The sequence below is a fragment of the Paenibacillus sp. ov031 genome (assembly GCF_900143165.1).
GTDB classification, from domain to species: Bacteria; Bacillota; Bacilli; order Paenibacillales; family Paenibacillaceae; genus Paenibacillus; species Paenibacillus marchantiae.
The window spans coordinates 487,791-503,754 of record NZ_FRDO01000004.1 but is presented as its reverse complement, the minus strand read 5'-3'; the positions used below and the strand labels follow the sequence as shown (position 1 = coordinate 503,754).

At 45.6% G+C, this 15,964-nt stretch carries 15 protein-coding genes; 9 read left to right on the top strand and 6 right to left on the bottom strand.

What is annotated here, in order from left to right:
- The first annotated feature begins 283 nt into the window (after positions 1-283).
- The 3 genes from BUA17_RS19785 to BUA17_RS19775 all read left to right on the top strand — a co-directional run bounded on the left by BUA17_RS19785 (position 284) and on the right by BUA17_RS19775 (position 3,134).
- Entirely contained in the window at positions 284-1,564 is a 1,281-nt protein-coding gene (locus BUA17_RS19785; protein ID WP_072734720.1) for a transcriptional regulator, read from the top strand.
- 275 nt (positions 1,565-1,839) lie between these two features.
- On the top strand, positions 1,840-2,256 hold the full coding sequence (locus BUA17_RS19780) for a hypothetical protein (protein ID WP_072734719.1): 417 nt from the start codon (positions 1,840-1,842) through the stop codon (positions 2,254-2,256).
- A gap of 83 nt (positions 2,257-2,339) precedes the next feature.
- A complete protein-coding gene (locus tag BUA17_RS19775) occupies positions 2,340-3,134 on the top strand; it encodes a hypothetical protein (RefSeq protein WP_072734718.1) in 795 nt (264 codons plus the stop codon).
- Positions 3,135-3,236: 102 nt separating this feature from the next.
- On the opposite strand, the gene BUA17_RS19770 is transcribed toward BUA17_RS19775, so the two are convergent.
- Together BUA17_RS19770 and BUA17_RS19765 are read right to left on the bottom strand one after the other, a co-directional pair.
- Positions 3,237-4,052, bottom strand: a complete 816-nt coding sequence (locus BUA17_RS19770; protein WP_072734717.1) for a class I SAM-dependent methyltransferase — start codon at positions 4,050-4,052, stop codon at positions 3,237-3,239.
- Positions 4,053-4,127: 75 nt separating this feature from the next.
- Positions 4,128-5,069, bottom strand: a complete 942-nt coding sequence (locus BUA17_RS19765) for a helix-turn-helix transcriptional regulator (protein WP_072734716.1) — start codon at positions 5,067-5,069, stop codon at positions 4,128-4,130.
- A gap of 85 nt (positions 5,070-5,154) precedes the next feature.
- Here BUA17_RS19765 and BUA17_RS19760 point away from each other — a divergent pair, with 85 nt between their 5' ends.
- Positions 5,155-6,591, top strand: a complete 1,437-nt coding sequence (locus tag BUA17_RS19760; protein ID WP_170867897.1) for a glycoside hydrolase family 1 protein — start codon at positions 5,155-5,157, stop codon at positions 6,589-6,591.
- Positions 6,592-6,719: 128 nt separating this feature from the next.
- Here BUA17_RS19760 and BUA17_RS19755 read toward each other — a convergent pair whose 3' ends face one another.
- Positions 6,720-7,388: a phosphatase PAP2 family protein gene (locus BUA17_RS19755; protein WP_072734714.1), complete on the bottom strand. Its 669-nt coding sequence runs from the start codon at positions 7,386-7,388 to the stop codon at positions 6,720-6,722.
- Positions 7,389-7,533: 145 nt separating this feature from the next.
- Between BUA17_RS19755 and BUA17_RS19750 the strand changes: the two genes are divergently transcribed.
- On the top strand, positions 7,534-8,100 hold the full coding sequence (locus BUA17_RS19750) for a hypothetical protein (RefSeq protein WP_072734713.1): 567 nt from the start codon (positions 7,534-7,536) through the stop codon (positions 8,098-8,100).
- 134 nt (positions 8,101-8,234) lie between these two features.
- Here the strand turns inward: BUA17_RS19750 and BUA17_RS19745 are convergent, their stop codons facing one another.
- Positions 8,235-9,011 carry an AraC family transcriptional regulator gene (locus BUA17_RS19745; RefSeq protein WP_063565263.1) on the bottom strand — a complete coding sequence of 259 codons (777 nt, stop codon included), beginning with the start codon at positions 9,009-9,011 and terminating at the stop codon, positions 8,235-8,237.
- Between the two features lie 21 nt (positions 9,012-9,032).
- Positions 9,033-9,614: a LysE family translocator gene (locus BUA17_RS19740; RefSeq protein ID WP_072734712.1), complete on the bottom strand. Its 582-nt coding sequence runs from the start codon at positions 9,612-9,614 to the stop codon at positions 9,033-9,035.
- Positions 9,615-9,771: 157 nt separating this feature from the next.
- Here BUA17_RS19740 and BUA17_RS19735 point away from each other — a divergent pair, with 157 nt between their 5' ends.
- The gene (locus BUA17_RS19735) at positions 9,772-10,275 is read left to right on the top strand and encodes a hypothetical protein (RefSeq protein WP_072734711.1); all 504 of its coding nucleotides are present in this window, start codon (positions 9,772-9,774) and stop codon (positions 10,273-10,275) included.
- 130 nt (positions 10,276-10,405) lie between these two features.
- Here BUA17_RS19735 and mgtE read toward each other — a convergent pair whose 3' ends face one another.
- Positions 10,406-11,776 carry a magnesium transporter gene (gene mgtE / locus BUA17_RS19730; RefSeq protein WP_072734710.1) on the bottom strand — a complete coding sequence of 457 codons (1,371 nt, stop codon included), beginning with the start codon at positions 11,774-11,776 and terminating at the stop codon, positions 10,406-10,408.
- A gap of 358 nt (positions 11,777-12,134) precedes the next feature.
- Between mgtE and BUA17_RS19725 the strand changes: the two genes are divergently transcribed.
- The 3 genes from BUA17_RS19725 to BUA17_RS19710 all read left to right on the top strand — a co-directional run bounded on the left by BUA17_RS19725 (position 12,135) and on the right by BUA17_RS19710 (position 15,833).
- Positions 12,135-12,839 carry a DNA alkylation repair protein gene (locus BUA17_RS19725; protein WP_072734709.1) on the top strand — a complete coding sequence of 235 codons (705 nt, stop codon included), beginning with the start codon at positions 12,135-12,137 and terminating at the stop codon, positions 12,837-12,839.
- 61 nt (positions 12,840-12,900) lie between these two features.
- Positions 12,901-13,455 (top strand): methylated-DNA--[protein]-cysteine S-methyltransferase, encoded by a 555-nt coding sequence (locus tag BUA17_RS19720; RefSeq protein WP_072734708.1) that lies wholly within the window; start codon positions 12,901-12,903, stop codon positions 13,453-13,455.
- 1,151 nt (positions 13,456-14,606) lie between these two features.
- Positions 14,607-15,833, top strand: a complete 1,227-nt coding sequence (locus BUA17_RS19710; protein WP_072734707.1) for an amidohydrolase — start codon at positions 14,607-14,609, stop codon at positions 15,831-15,833.
- Positions 15,834-15,964 lie beyond the last annotated feature (131 nt).

The window sequence follows — 15,964 nt, the reverse complement described above, 5'->3', positions numbered from 1 at the left end:
AACCGTTTCGATGGATTTGGATAAAAGACGGTATCCGGCTTCGCATCCGGGATGATATTATATAATTTGAGCTATACATTCACACGATAACGGAGAGGACAGAACAGGTCTGCAGAAGCGAAGCGTTCGCCTTTATCACCGGATTTTCCCCTTCTATAAGGGATTTCAAAAAATCTGGGGATAACAGCGATCGGAAGATGGTTCTGGCCACGTAGTGCTCTAGTGTAAAATCATTCGTTCAACTTATAGTAATTCCAGGATCGAAACGAAAGGAAGACTAGCCATGCTGAAGGAACGGATTGAATTTCTGAGCAAAAGAAAGCAAATCTCCCGCAAAGACCTCGTGGAAGGTCTGGTTACGCAGGCTCACTTTGCCAATATTCTGGCCGATCGTTATCCACTCCCTGAAGATCTGGCAGAGGCTATTGCGTCACGTCTTGGCGTAACGACTTCCTATCTGTTAAACTCTTCTGCACAGGATGAAGAAACACTGGCGCGGGCAGAGGCCATTTTTGAACAAATGTCAGTTCCAGCTTCCGCCATATTAGAAGAAACGGTCCATGCACTTGAAGATCGGGATGATACGCTGACAGTAGAGCTAACCACGGCTTTAATGAAGGCGGTCTATTACCAACAATTAAATGATGCATCGGCTCATGAATATATACATACATCCTATTTGAATTTTTATCTGGAGAAATACGGCCGTCCTGACGATGTGGATCTGCCCCGTCCGTTAGCAAAGGCGTTATTATATTACAAAGTGCAGTACTATCGTTCCAAGCTTGCCTCTGTGGATGTGTTAACACATGCAACCAGGCTCAGTGAATTGGCTCTTCCTGGAAGTGAATTCTGGCTGTCTGTGCAAAATATCAAGATGGAAGCCTACATTCAGGTCAAACAGTACGAAGAGGCCAAGCAGGTATTCGATCTCACCATGAGACATGTCTATGATCAGCGGCTGTTTCATCGGTTGTCCGGTTTATACGTGGCTTATAGCGGATATTGCTTTGCGATGGGACTGGTAAAGGAGGCGCTCTCGGCATTGACCATGGCAGAGGCGAACCTGGTGTATGCGGGTAATCAGGGCGATCTGGTCACTGCCATTGCCAATAATCGGATTGTCATGTTAACCATGACGGGGGAGCTGGATCAGGCGCAGTCGGAGATCGAACGATTCGAATCCCTGTTGCAGCAAGAACCCGAAGAAACCCAGCAGGCCATGAAGCCATTAGTGAGTGTGTATCGGTGTGAAGTGGCACTGGCACGAAAAAACTGGGGGGGACTTGCGCAGAGTGTGGATCAACTGTTGAATAGTGCAACAACTCAGGATCAGCAGATGAGTGCAACCTTCTACCAGAGCCATCTTGCTCTTGCGCATGGAGATCGTGAAGTGTTCATGGAGCGAGCGCTCGCATGTCTGCCTTATTTTGAGTCCGTGCAGCATGCCATGCGTCTTGAACCTTTATATGAGGGAATGGCCGTGGTGTCCGAGGATCTGCGAAAATATAAGGAAGCCGCCATGTATTATCGGAAGCTGGTCTACCTGTTACGCAAAAAATAGATTGAAAATCGGCGTAGAACAGCCGTTTTTTTACATGATTTTGTTCAATACCGGTGCATTAGGCACAAAATATGCCTCCCAACCTTTCATTTAAGAGTCGTTTACGGCTCTTTTTTTGCGGAATCCATCAAAAAGCATGTTAAAGAAACGAGAATTCAGTGGTTTAATCACCGGATTTTTCGTTTCTTTTGTATGCAGTCAAAAGGGTATTCAAGGACAAGCCCTCCTGTTTATACTTTAACTATAACCAAAAATAAAAAAACGAGGTGTTCATTATGGGATGGTTTGGTAAAAAGAACAAGCAGGAAGATGCGATTGCGAAGGCAGATAAAATGATGAATAAAGGACTTACCGGCATGATGATGAAAGGTTTTGTATCAAAGGAACATCGGGAAGCCATCAACCAGAGTCTGGATTCGGCGAAGCAGGCACAACTGGCGGCAAGTGGTTCCCTTCCCTTAACTGCAACAGCCACGGTAATCACGATTACCGATACGGGTAAGCTGATCAATTTTGATCCAATTGTTGTGCTTGTTCTGGATGTAACAGAGACAAATGGCAATCAGTATCAGCGAACATTGGAAACACTGGTGTCCAAGATGCAGATTCCGCGCGTGGGAGATCGGGTGGGACTGGGGCAAAATCCGGCGAATCCGACAGAGCTAATTTACATGGGGCTGTTGTCTGTCTAGAAAGTGATCGTGTTTCAAGGGGGGAGGCTTAATTCAGTAAATACAATTAACAACGAATAATAGAGATAGAGAGGGTGGGGCAGATGGTAGGTTTCCTGAGATTAATAGGTGTGTTGACTGTATTCGGGGTGGGATTCTCCCCATTTCTGGCACAACAGTTGTGGAATGATCCTTTTATCATTATGCAGGCATGGTGGTATACACCAGCGATTTTTGCCGGATTTGGGCTGATCTTTATTCCCTCCATTTTGGCTAATATCCTCGGCGTCGGGAGGGTGAAATCAGGATTATCGGCGGTTGGTGTCATTAAAAGCATCCAGCAGACGGGTACGTATATTAATGAGCAGCCGGAAGTTCGACTGGGCCTGACCGTCTCGCTTAAAGGGCGTGAGAAATACGATACCGAGTTGAGAACCATTATTCCGTTGACGTCCATGGCTCAGTTCCAGCCGGGCAGCTTTATTCCGTTAGTGGTCTCCGTGAAGGATGAACGGAAGGTAGGGCTTGATCTGAAAGGACGACTGTCTCAGGAAGATATGCAGCAATTGCTGGATGAGAAGATGGTGCAGCAAGGCGTGGCACCTGAGATGATGGATATTGCACGAACGGGCGAGAAAGCGATGGCCAAGATTTTAGATGTTACTCCACTTGGAAGCGGAGGTAATGGCAAAATCAAACTTCAGCTTACGCTTAGTGTCACGAAGTCAAATGGAGAGACATGTAAGGTCACTATACCAAAGGAAATTTATCCATCTACCCTAACTCAGGTTCAGCAAGGTCATATTATTAACGTGATCTACTCGAAGCAGGACCCGTCAAAGTTGGTGCTGGCACTGAATGTACAGAAGGGACAGTTAAGTGACCTCTTCTCATCCTGATAATGTATGAACAAAAAACCTGTAACATCACGATGCTAGTGATGGTGCAGGTTTCTTTTGTGTATTTTATTTTGAGAAAATCTGGATGAGCTTAGCTTAAGATCAGACGATGCCCAGGCGCATTCGATATGAGAATAGAACTTGTCTCGATTCTCCGTTAAATATGCGTGTAGCCAGTTGTCTAAATTCGTCTGCTACCTCGAGCAGATCAGTGGCTCCGAGTTTCACTGCCGTTTGCAGGCCTCCTTGGCTTAGTGCCAGATTGACGTATCGGTCCGCATCGAATGTTTCCCGATGATGAAACACAATTTCACGTGAATAACGGAACAAGCCGGACTGCTGAATCTGCTGCAAATGTCCGTCTTTACTCCATTTATGAGCTTGGTTTTCCTGAGGTGCCAGACTGGCAGCTCGATGATCTGCCTCCGTATTCAACTGCAGATAGGCTTGTTCCAGCTGCCAATCAACCACTGGTGGCCAGTCACAGTCGTAGGCAGCAAATATGCCGCCTGGACGCAGTACACGCGCAAATTCGCGCAGTGTGGACTGGGGCTCCATCCAGTGGAACGACTGTGAGCAGGTCACGATATCCACACTGCCATCAGGTAGTCCCAGTTCGTGGGACAGGCCGGAGACAAAGCGAAGATGGTCCGGTTTGCCTGCCGCTTCCCATTTGTACTCTGCGACAGCTCTCATATCATCGCTTGGTTCGACGCCAATAACACGTTCTGCCTCATTTAGCCAAATCCATGACGATAAGCCCGTACCACAGCCAACATCTGCGACTAAGCGAGGTTTGCTGCCCAAATAATTCGTCAGAATATCTACGACCTCGGTGGGCGCAGCGGGCCGGTTCTGGTCATATAACGTACCGAAACCTTTGAATCGTTCCACATTGTTACGTCTAATGTCTTGCATGGACAAACCTCCTTCAGGAAATGGATAGATAGCAAAAAAGTAAAAGAATCAACAGATGATCAGAGCTACATTATATCATTCATTTTCCAACCTGTTGTTAACGACCTGTTGTAAATGTTCTACCGCTTTGATATGTCGCCTAAGCAGTTCCTGTCCAACGTGTGCAGGCTTGATTACGGTCAGGTCAGATCCAAACGACATCAGGAAGGAGTACAGCCATTCTCCCTCATTCAGTTCAAGGGCAACGCGCAGCCTGCCGTCGGGCTCTTTTTCAACGCGTGATGGTTCAAAAAAATCATACACCCTATACGCAATAGAGTTGGAGAACGACAGTTCCAGAGCGATTTGGTTGATAGAGACTTGTGTCTCATTTTCCGTTGATCCGATGTTCATGTTGTTTCGGGGAACCCTCGGCAGAAATTTCAGCTGGGTAATGCGTTTCATTTTGAACGTCTGAAATTCGTTTCGGTCGTGCTCGTCGTGAATGTACCCCTTGAAATACCAAGTACTGTTCTTGAACAAAAGTTTGAGAGGTTCAACCGTCGGAACACTCTTCTCTCCATCCGAATTGACATAGTGAAACGTAATCCATTGATTCGTGAAGATCGCCTGCTTGACCTGATTGAACAGCTCCCTCTCCTGCAGTGGAATGCTGCCCCATGGTGAAAAGTCGAACTCGATCCAATCCAACTTGTGATCAAACAGGGCGGTTAAACGTTTGAGCATATGGGCAGTGTTAAGGTGAGGGATGGCGCTGACGCTATATAATCCAAGCAAAATTTCATTCTGATCATCTTCGGACAACAGGGATTTGTCCATGACAAAGTTGTCCATGAGATGGATACCGCCATGCTTTCCGGTTGTCGTGTATACGGGAATACCCGCCGCACTCAGTCTGTCGATATCACGGTACACCGTGCGCACGGATATCTCGAACAAACGCGCGAGCTCGGGGGCGGTAGCTTTCTTTTTCTCCAATAACAGCAATAGCATTCTGAATAATCGATTATTTTCCATGCCGACATTATACCATGACAATAGGTGTCAGGGTATGGGGGGTACACTGGATGTATGTGTTAGGAAGATCATGAAGGAGGAATTGATGATGTCGATGAAAGACGGATTTTTCTGGGGTGGCGCAACGGCTGCCAATCAGTTTGAAGGTGGATGGGACAAGGGTGGTAAAGGCCCAAGTACTTCCGATATGATGACAGGTGGAACGCACACGACACCACGGCGGATTACGCCTGTACTGGAAGAGGGCACGTATTATCCGAGCCATGAAGCGGTTGATTTTTATGGTCATTACAAAGAGGATATTGCCCTGATGGCTGAAATGGGCTTCAAAATGTTCCGCATGTCCATTAACTGGTCCAGAATCTACCCGAACGGTTATGATCTGGAGCCAAACGAAGAGGGATTGCAGTTCTATGACAACGTCTTTGCTGAGTTGAAAAAGTACAACATTGAACCGCTCGTGACCATTTCTCACTACGAGACACCATTTGGTCTGACCCAGAAATATAACGGCTGGGCTTCGCGCGAAGTGATTGATTGTTATATCCGATATTGTACAACCCTGTTTAACCGATACAAAGATCAGGTGAAATACTGGCTGACCTTCAACGAGATCAACTGTCTGACAATGCCAATGGGGGCTTATATGGCTGCAGGTATCCTGTTTGAAGGCAAAGAGACATTGATCGATGGCGTTGATGATCCACAGACCCGCTTTCAGGCGCTGCATCACCAATTTGTTGCAAGTGCAAAAGCAGTGAAGCTGGGACATGAAATCAATCCTGATTTCCAAATCGGCTGTATGGTCGCTTTCATGACAACATATCCGAATACATGCAATCCGGACGATATTTTGCTCGCGCAGAAGAAGGACCAGCTGTCCAACATGATCTGTGGAGACGTACAGGTTCGTGGAGCGTACCCTGGATTCGCCAAACGTTTCTTCGCCGAAGAAGGCATCCAGATCGAGATGCAGCCGGAAGATGCACAGACTCTGCGTGAAGGCTGCGTGGACTTCTATTCCTTTAGCTATTACATGTCCTTGGTCGAGAGTGCGGATGAGTCGTTGGATAGAGCAGAGGGAAATCTGCTGGGCGGCATCAAAAATCCGTATCTGGAAGCTTCCGACTGGGGCTGGCAGATCGATCCGAAAGGATTACGTTACACCCTGAACCACCTGTATGATCGTTACCAAATTCCATTGATGGTTGTGGAGAACGGGCTGGGTGCAGTGGATGTAGTGGAGGAAGATGGCTCTATTCAAGATGACTATCGGATTGATTATTTGAGAGGTCACATTGAACAAATGAAAGAAGCCGTTGCCGACGGTGTGGAGCTTATCGCTTACACGATGTGGGGATGTATCGACTTGGTCAGCGCATCCACGGGAGAGATGAAGAAGCGTTATGGCTTCATTCATGTGAACAAGGACAATGATGGCAATGGTGATTTCAGCAGAACACCGAAGAAGAGCTTCCACTGGTACAAAAAAGTCATTGAATCCAATGGCGAGGAGCTCTAAGTTGCCACTGTAAAATAGATTCATAATGACGTAAAGAACCTCACTGGTGCTGGATGCACCTGTGAGGTTCTTTAGGTTTGGTTTGTTTTCAAGCATGGGTTGGATCATTGCATGGTGAGCGAAAAAACCTAAGCGAGAGGTTTGGACTGTAACAGGGAAAGGCGTTCCAGATGTCGCTGATAGAACCATATGCATACGGCAAGCCAGCATCCACTCAGAAAGTACCCACCCACGACATCACTGGGATAGTGCACCCCCAAATAAATTCGGCTCATTCCAATCGTCAGGATGAAGATCGCACTCACGATAATCATGAGTACGCGTCCAGTCGCTGTCGGTACATGCTTCCAGATTAAGAAGGCCAGGCCGCCATACAAGCTGAACGCTGCCATGGAATGGCCACTGGGGAAGCTATAACCACTCACCTCAATAATCCGGTTAATCGTAGGTCTGGCGCGCTGGAATACTAGCTTAATCAATGCATTGAGCAAAGTCGAGCCCGCAATAACACAAGCCAGGAAGAGCAGCTCGCGTTTGTGCCTGAGGTAGATATACAGCACAAGCATGGCGAGAATGGTAATGACAACCACAGGCACCTCGCTGCCAATCCAGGTAAAGAGCTGCATCAATCGTGTCATTCCGGGTGATTCCATGCCCTGTATCCAACCAATCAAGGTATCGTCAAAGACGTGGATCTGGTTGTCGCTGATGGACAGGGCGATGCTTACAAATGCAATGAGACATAACGCTGCAACGAGCAGCGGGATGGAGATATTCTTTTTCAAAGTCTGATTCAAGTGACGGTTTCCTCCAAGGTGTCTGAATTCTGATGATGCTCAATACAATATTCGTATTATGCTATAATCTTACAATAAATATCGCTTCAAACAAAATGTGAACGATTCCAAGAAGGGTGTTGCAATCTGAGCCGGGGGTGAAAGGATGAAGCGCTTAGTATGGTTTGCATTGATTTTGTTGTTGGTTGGATTGGGTTACACAGTATTCCCTGGGGAAAAAGCTTATGCTTGCAGCTGTGTAGAATCGAATGCTCAAGAGAAACTGAAGACGTCCACATCGGTTTTTACAGGTAAAGTGGTGAAAAGGGGTGGGACGCAAATATTCAGCCCTGACCGATTGAGAGCATATACCTTTGAAGTGGATACCGCATGGAAGGGTGTTTCTTCTAAACGAATGACTGTCATGGGTAATGATGCTGGTTCGGAATCTTGTGGGATTCAATTGGAGAAGAACCAATCCTATCTGATCTTTGCTTATAAGAATAAAATGGACGATAAGTTGCATACGAATCTTTGCAGTGGCAATGTTTCCATTGATCAAGCTGGAGACGCGTTAAAGCTGCTGGGAGCAGGAAAAGTAGTGAGTCAGGATGATTTTGTAAAAACCGATCAAGGACGAAGTTGGTCATTTTATCTCATCATATATGGTGGGGTTATTCTATTGCTTGTATTGGTAAGTGGCTGGATCTGGAGAAGGAAGAAGCGCGCGTGATGTTAGGATCTGAATTAAGGGAGAATGGCAGTACGGCAACGGAAGAGAAAAGAAAATCCCCGTGTGGAACGTTGAGGTAAACGCGTTCCATGCGGGGATTTTATACATTTTGTCGGATAATCGTACCGATTCAATTAGTTTAACTGCAGCATATATTCATAAGCCGTGATACCGAATACTCGTTTAAAGTGTCTGTTCAGATGAGTCAGGTCGACAAAACCACATTCGGCTACAGCGGAGTAAACATCCTTATGCGTTTCAATGGACTGTCTGGCACGCTCCACCTTACAATTCAGAAAAAACTGATAAGGCGATATGCCGGCATGGGACTTGAACTCGCGGATAAATTGAAACTTGGACATGTTGAATTCCGCACTCAGGTCGTCCAGCTTCAGAACATCTTCAATACTGCAAAACATCATTTCTTTCGCTTTTCGAACCAGATTGTCCTGAGGCCGCCATAACTTGGTGTCCATTTCCGATTGCGAGAGTAATTGCAACAGGCCCAAGAGCAGTTCACTGCATCTCGCTTCATCCTGTCCGTTTTGAACAGCATCATTCAGCATCAGGATGCTTCGTGCAAGCACAGGGTCATAGACGATGGGGCTATTAAAACGCAATTCCTTTTTCCCTAGAACCTCTTCGACCAAATCCGGCTTCAGATATAGCATGACATAGTCTATGCCGGCTTTGTCATAGGAACTTCCATCATGGGACTGCTCCCGGTTGAATAACATCACGCCGTTTTTGTGGGAGGCTTGATAATGTCCGTCCAGATGGTATTGCTGAATACCGCGAAGCGTGACTCCTACTGCATATTCCTCGTGGCAATGCTTTTTATAGGTGAAATCCGTAAAGCTGGCGGATAGAGCCAGTACGTCCTGTGATTTCTTATAGTTAAACAATTCCATGCTGCACACACCTCCCGCGCGTTAGATGATTCCCGATACCATGATGGCTGAGTATAACAAAAAAAGGGCCATTAGGATACTCACTGCTTTTTGATGACGATTGAGTAAGGTTCTGAAGATGGAGCCAAACACGGCCCAACTGGAATAGGCCAAGAAGCCGATGATGGTAATAATGATCACGAACAGAAACGTTGACATGGTGCTATCGTAGTACGGCAGAACATAACTGGGAATGACAGTGAACGTGAACAGAACCACTTTTGGATTCACAAACTGCATGATTAAACCGTTTAGAAACCCCGTAACTTGCTTCGATGCCGTCTCGGTGGAACCCATTTTATAGACTTGATAAGCCAGATATATCATATAAACACTACCCACGATCTGCATCACTTGGAGAATACCAGGCAATACCTCAGCAAGTACATGATTGAGAAGAGCAGAAGCAGCAAGTAATAAGCCAAATGCAACGGTGGCACCCCACACATACTCCATCGTTTTCCGGGGACCAACCTGTCTGACGGAAGTGAGAATCACAATATTGCTGGGTCCAGGTGTGAAGGTAACGACAATGCAATAGATGAAAAAAGATGTAAGATTCATAGGGCCTCCCCGAGTTGTAGTTACATGATCATACTCCGGGGAGGCATTGGCTTATAGTACATTATTGCAGCAGAATGCACATGAGCAGGAAAAAAACATAACTTTCCAGCTAATAGAAACGTCATAGAAGTAACTACTTTGATATCGAGGTGATTAATTGAAAGCTGTAAGTAAGTTGCTGTTCCTATGTATGATACCTCTTTTATTGTCTGCTTGCTTTAAAAATGGGGAAGGTGACCAACCAATCAATAATTTGGATCTGAGTCCTCCAGTTGAAATTTCATTTGAAGAGACTGAAGCTAGGACCCCTTTTGAAATCAAACAACCGTCAGTTCCTTTCCAAGTTACTCAAAAATCAGCGAGGATTTTAGATACCAATGGTACATTTGAAGCAGTCGAAATCACGTATGCCAATACCGACGAAGGATTGAACCTGATCACTATGATTACAAACTCAAAGGTGGATACGCCTCCGAAGGGGAAGAAAGGTTTGAAATTATCTAATGGCTCTCAAACATGGGACCAAGGAGACGGAAATGTAAGTGCCATCTATTGGAGAAACGAGGGTTTAACTTACTCTCTTATTTCAGGGAAAAACAACAATCTTGAACCGTTATACGATTATCAAACATTAGTTGAAATAGCAAATACATTAAAATGAAGCATAAGGCAGTTCTCTTTTAGATTGAAAATAACACCAAAAGACTCAACCTCACTGTATGTACAGAGGAAGTTGAGTCTTTTTACTGTATTAAAGTACCTGTTCAATGAATAAAGACTGAAAGGTTAATTTACATTAAGGCATCCAGAAAACGAGTAGCGATGCCGAAATAGATAAACAACGACAATATATCATTCAACGTTGTGATTAATGGGCCGGAGGCAACCGCAGGGTCCACTTTGAAACGACTGAGCAGAAGAGGAATACAAGTACCGGTCAGTGTTCCGATAACCAGGGTGAAGAATAGTGATACTCCAATAATCGCTCCGAGCAGCCAGTCACCTTGCCAGAAATAGGCGATGACCGTGATCAGCAAACCGCATACAAGTCCAATCATTGTGCCTACTTTAATCTCTCGGCCAATAAGCGCGAGCACTGTGGCCTTGTCCAGCTTGCGTCCAATCAAGCCACGTACAACCACTGCAAGGGATTGTGTACCCGTATTCCCCGTCATACCGGCTATCATGGGCATGAAGAACGCCAGTGCCACAACCTGATTCAGCGTGTCTTCGAAAAAATCCACGATGCTGCCTGAGATCAATCCGATAAATAACAATAAAATCAGCCATGGAAGGCGACGTCTGACGGCAACCAATGGTTTGGTATCAAAATCGATGTCTTTACTGCCGCCACCCATCTTGGCGATGTCTTCACTGGCTTCGTCCATAATAATATCAATGACATCATCCATTTGGATAACACCGCATAATCTGCGGTTTTCATCCACGACAGGTAAAGCCATAAACTCATAACGTTGCAACAGCTGTGCAGCTTCTTCCTGGTCCATATCAACTGTTGCATGGATGACACGCCGAGTCATCAGCTCTTCTACTTTGGTGTTATCATCTGCCTGAGCAAGGGATTGATAACTCACGACTCCGACCAGTTTGCCTTTATCATCGGTGACATACAGATAACTGGTTGCAGGAATGTGCAGCGTAGCCTGCGATTCTCTAAGTGCTTCCTTTGCGGTTTCATGCGATAACAGCGTACGGTAACGATCGGTCATGATCCGTCCAGCCGTTTCCGGTGGATAGTTCAGCACGGAGCGGATAATGGCGGAATGATCGAGATTCATATTGGACAGCAGTTCTTCTCTGCGTTGGAGGGGCAGATCATGCATGAAGCGAATCAGATCACTTTTGTCCATTTGCTGCATGACTTCAAGAGTGCGCTCCGGGCCTAACTGTTCGAATAGATGCACCTGTTCGTGAAGCGTGAGCGCTTCTGCCATGTCGGCGAGCACGTCCGGTTTGAATAAGAGCAAGAAGCGTTTCGTCTCTTGTTCAGGGAACTTTTTATATACCAGAGAAAGGTCGTAGGGATGAAGTTCTTTGGCCCATTTATAAAATTCGGTCAAGTTTTGGGTTTGCACGAATTGCACAAGGAGCTCTGTAATTTCTTCAACCGAAAAATCTTTTTTGGGATGGGATCGATTCATATGTAGTCTCCTTTCTATATGGGTTCAACAAATGAATATTTACACTGGCACTCCGATGACAGAACAACCTTCCGATCGCTGTTATCCCCAGATTTTTTTGATTCCTTTCTGAAAAAGGGGAAATCCGGGGATAAAGGCGAACGCTTCGCTTCTTCAGGTTATTTCTGTCCTCTCCGTTATTGTGTAAATGTTTGGTTGAACATATTTCAACTCCGTATTCTTAAACGAAATGGAATGGAAGTTAAACAGCGACCACGGGAAATGGATATTGTAATCTTGCTAAAACATTCGATATAGGCTTACAAAAGGATGCGGCCGGGATATACTTGTTGTAGAAAACCCGATGAGGAGGAGACATGTGGAATCGGTTGTAAGAACACAATTATTATCTCTGGTCGAACCGGAATATCAGAAATTCTCGGCTGCGCTCATTCCGAATATCACGAATCTGTTAGGTGTGAGACTGCCTGAAATACGCAAGATGGCGAAACAAATCGTCAAAGAGGACTGGCGTGCCTATCTGAAAACCGCTGATGATGATTATTTTGAAGAAGTGATGCTGCAAGCGATGGTTATCGGTCATGCCCAAGCAGATATTGAGGAACTCCTGCAGCATATTGCCTGGTTTGTTCCCAAAATAGATAACTGGTCGGTGTGCGACAGCTTTTGCGGTGGTCTGAAATATACAAAAGCACATCTGGATCAGGTATGGCATTTCTTGCAGCCCTATCTGGTATCCAACCAGGAGTATGACATTCGCTTCGGGGTTGTGATGCTGTTGAACTTTTATATGGAAGAAAAATATATCAGCAGAGTGCTTGCTTCATTAGATACCATTCATCACGAAGGGTACTATGTGAAAATGGCAGTGGCCTGGGCGATTTCCATCGCTTATGTGAAACAGCCTGAAGCCACGCTACGTTATTTGCAGGACAATACCTTGGACGACTTTACGTATAATAAGGCTCTTCAGAAAATAACGGAGTCCTATCGTGTTGATCCGGAGACGAAGCAGATCATCCGCAGCATGAAACGAAAAATGAAAAAAACGGTTCGTGTGTAGTATGTGTGCATAACGAGAAAAGAAACCAGATAAACCTACGAGAGGAAAGGACGATAGACGTATGAGAAAAAGCATCAAGTGGACCAAAATGGAATTAGACGGTCGTCCGTGGGTATTGCTTGCCACCGAAAAAGGGCTATGCCGTGTCATCATGCCCAATGAAACGCTGGAAGATTGGAGTAGTTGGATTGGCCGAATTGCTCCTGGAGTGGAGCTCGAAGAGAATGAAGCAGCGTTGAAGCAGACGGGCATGATGGATTGGCTGCAATCCTATTTTGCCGGAAACAAGGTGGCTTTCACAGACGAAATACCACTTGATTTGATCGGAACGACATTCCAACAGCAGGTATGGGCGGAGTTAGGGAATGTTCCTTATGGTGAGACAAGAACATATGGCGATATTGCGGCTACGGTGGGAAGACCTTCAGCAGTGCGAGCTGTTGGGGCAGCCAATGGAGCCAATCCCATTCCGGTGCTGCTGCCGTGTCATCGCATTATCGGTGCCAACCGCAAGCTGACCGGTTTTCGCGGAGGACTGGAGATGAAGCGAAGACTGCTGGATATTGAACAGATCGAAGGCGTGACGGATGGCGGCCATGCGCGGTTTAATTTCTGATCATCATATATTTCATATAAAAAAGAAGCAGTGAACTATTAGCTAAGTACTTTGCTTGTTTCTAAATATGTACAGGCACTCCCTAGTGCCTGTTTTTTTGCATTCTCTAATGTTAGAAGAATGGAAGATGAACGGAAATATTGCGAAAGTAAAGTTTTTGTCTTCCTTCTGGGTTCACGCCGCTATTTTCGCATATACCACATTTTGGGTTATGATGGACGTGTATTACTAGGAAGGCGGAGTCACAGTTCGTTTATGAAATGGATGATCAGGTTATCAGGACTGCACTTGCATACCACCAAGGAAAGGGAAATCGAAGCGAAGAAATGAACAATAATAAAAATACAATTTATTTAAAAATGAGTATTGTGTTGATCGTTGCTACCATAGGTTGTCTACTTGTTGTTCACTACTTGCGTACCAAAACAAACACGAACATGTATCAATTTTTAACGTGGGACATTTTTTTGGCATGGGTTCCATTCATCATTTCATCAACGATTAGTTATGTAAGCAATAGGAAACTTACAAGAACGAGCATCGCACTAGTCGGGGTGATGTGTGCATGCTGGCTGTTCTTTCTACCGAATTCGGCATATCTTTTCACAGAAATTTTGCATGCATTCAGATACTTTGATCCTCAAGGGGAAACTAAATTCTGGGTTAATATTGATTTTTGGTATAGCCTTACCCTAGCGTTTGTCGTAGCCATACTTGGTTTACTTCTGTCCATTTGCTCCATACATCAAGTCCACAAATTGTTAAATAAACGATTAAACCAACTTAGTAGCATGGTAATTGTAGGCGTTATTTTACTTCTGAGCAGTTTAGGGGTATACATCGGGAGATTTAATCGGTGGAATAGTTGGGATGTCCTGAAGCAGCCTGACCTCATTTTGAAGGATATCATGACTGATTTAAGTGCGGGCAACAGCATTCTGGTTGAATTTGTGGCTATGGTATTTGTGATTCAAGTTTTGGGATATATTACACTTCGTATACTAATGGGGAAGTCCAATAATATCTAGACGATAATCGTATGGAACACCAACGTTTTAACTATTTTTGCTGAATGAGGTCCTATGGTACCATTGACCACAGATGAATCGGTACTCGATGCTCGATAGACCGAGTGGAAAGAGGGAGTGACTATGTTGAAGCAGGAATACTGGTTAACCAACGTATCATTGGAGCAAAGTTATGTAATGGAAGACGGGCAGGTAACTGGCACCCGGACGAGCCTTGGTCATCTGCGGATTGAAGATGGAGTCATTGCAGCCATCGTGGATGGGGATGCGGAATTAACAAGCGAGTTGCCAAAGGTTGATGGTAAAGGATTGCTGCTGTTGCCTTCGTTCGAGGAAGCCCATATTCATTTGGATAAAACGTATTATGATGCACCATGGAAAGCGGTTCGACGCATCTCCAGCATTTTCGAACGTATCGAAGAAGAGAAAGTGTTGCTGCCCAAGCTATTACCCGATGCAAAGCGTCAGGCGGAGAGCATTCTGAGCCTGATTCAGGGATATGGTTCCACCCATGTGCGCAGTCATTGCAATATTGAACCGGTCAGCGGGTTGAAACGGCTGGAAGCGACAAAGCAGGCATTGGAGACATTTTCGGGCAAAATATCCTCTGAAATCGTCGCTTTCCCGCAGCATGGACTTCTCCGCTCTAATTCGGTTGAGCTCATGCGTCAAGCCATGGCAGAAGGGGCCACTCATGTAGGTGGACTGGATCCTCACACCGTGGACGAGCATATCGAGAAATCGCTTAACGCAATGGTCGAACTGGCTGTTCAATATCAGGCAGGCATCGATATTCATTTGCATGATTCTGGAGAACCGGGTAAACAAACGTTGCTGCAATTGGCTGATCTGACCGAAGAAGCAGGACTTCAGGGTAAAGTTACCGTAAGTCATGCGTTCTGGTTCGCCCGTGCGGAGCAGCAAGAAACGGAAGATATGGCGAAGCGAATGGCCTCCCTTGGTATGAGTGTTGCTTCGACCGTGCCTATCGGTAAAATGATGATGCCACTTCCGATGCTCCATAAACATGGAGTGAACGTGAAGCTGGCGACAGACAGTTTGACGGATCATTGGTCTCCATTTGGGAATGGAGATCAACTGGAGAAAGCCGGCCGTTTTGCCGAATTGTACGGGTATAACGATGAACGCTCCTTGGCTCAGTCTCTTGCATTTGTCACAAGTGGTATCACTCCACTGGATTCAGAGGGACAACAGGTATGGCCGAAGGTAGGGGATACAGCTAGTTTTGTACTGGTAGAAGCAAGTTGCTCGGCAGAGGCGGTTGCCAGAAGGTCTGCGCGACAAGCGGTATGGTTTGAAGGAAGACTGGTAAGTGGATCGGTAGAATAGAGCATACTGGAATGGATGGACCACGGGAAACCGTGGTTTTTTGTTCTGGACCTGTAAGGAAAGAACCGCTAATCAGCAGGTGGAAAAAGAGGAAGTTACTGTTCGCATATACCGCTTTTTGGGTTATTATG

Coding starts and splice junctions, on each gene's coding strand:
- BUA17_RS19785 (WP_072734720.1), top strand. CDS start 284: ATGCTGAAGGAACGGATTGAATTTCTGAGCAAAAGAAAGCAAATCTCC.
- BUA17_RS19780 (WP_072734719.1), top strand. CDS start 1,840: ATGGGATGGTTTGGTAAAAAGAACAAGCAGGAAGATGCGATTGCGAAG.
- BUA17_RS19775 (WP_072734718.1), top strand. CDS start 2,340: ATGGTAGGTTTCCTGAGATTAATAGGTGTGTTGACTGTATTCGGGGTG.
- BUA17_RS19770 (WP_072734717.1), bottom strand. CDS start 4,052: ATGCAAGACATTAGACGTAACAATGTGGAACGATTCAAAGGTTTCGGT.
- BUA17_RS19765 (WP_072734716.1), bottom strand. CDS start 5,069: ATGGAAAATAATCGATTATTCAGAATGCTATTGCTGTTATTGGAGAAA.
- BUA17_RS19760 (WP_170867897.1), top strand. CDS start 5,155: ATGATGTCGATGAAAGACGGATTTTTCTGGGGTGGCGCAACGGCTGCC.
- BUA17_RS19750 (WP_072734713.1), top strand. CDS start 7,534: ATGAAGCGCTTAGTATGGTTTGCATTGATTTTGTTGTTGGTTGGATTG.
- BUA17_RS19745 (WP_063565263.1), bottom strand. CDS start 9,011: ATGGAATTGTTTAACTATAAGAAATCACAGGACGTACTGGCTCTATCC.
- BUA17_RS19740 (WP_072734712.1), bottom strand. CDS start 9,614: ATGAATCTTACATCTTTTTTCATCTATTGCATTGTCGTTACCTTCACA.
- mgtE (WP_072734710.1), bottom strand. CDS start 11,776: ATGAATCGATCCCATCCCAAAAAAGATTTTTCGGTTGAAGAAATTACA.
- BUA17_RS19720 (WP_072734708.1), top strand. CDS start 12,901: ATGAGAAAAAGCATCAAGTGGACCAAAATGGAATTAGACGGTCGTCCG.
- BUA17_RS19710 (WP_072734707.1), top strand. CDS start 14,607: ATGTTGAAGCAGGAATACTGGTTAACCAACGTATCATTGGAGCAAAGT.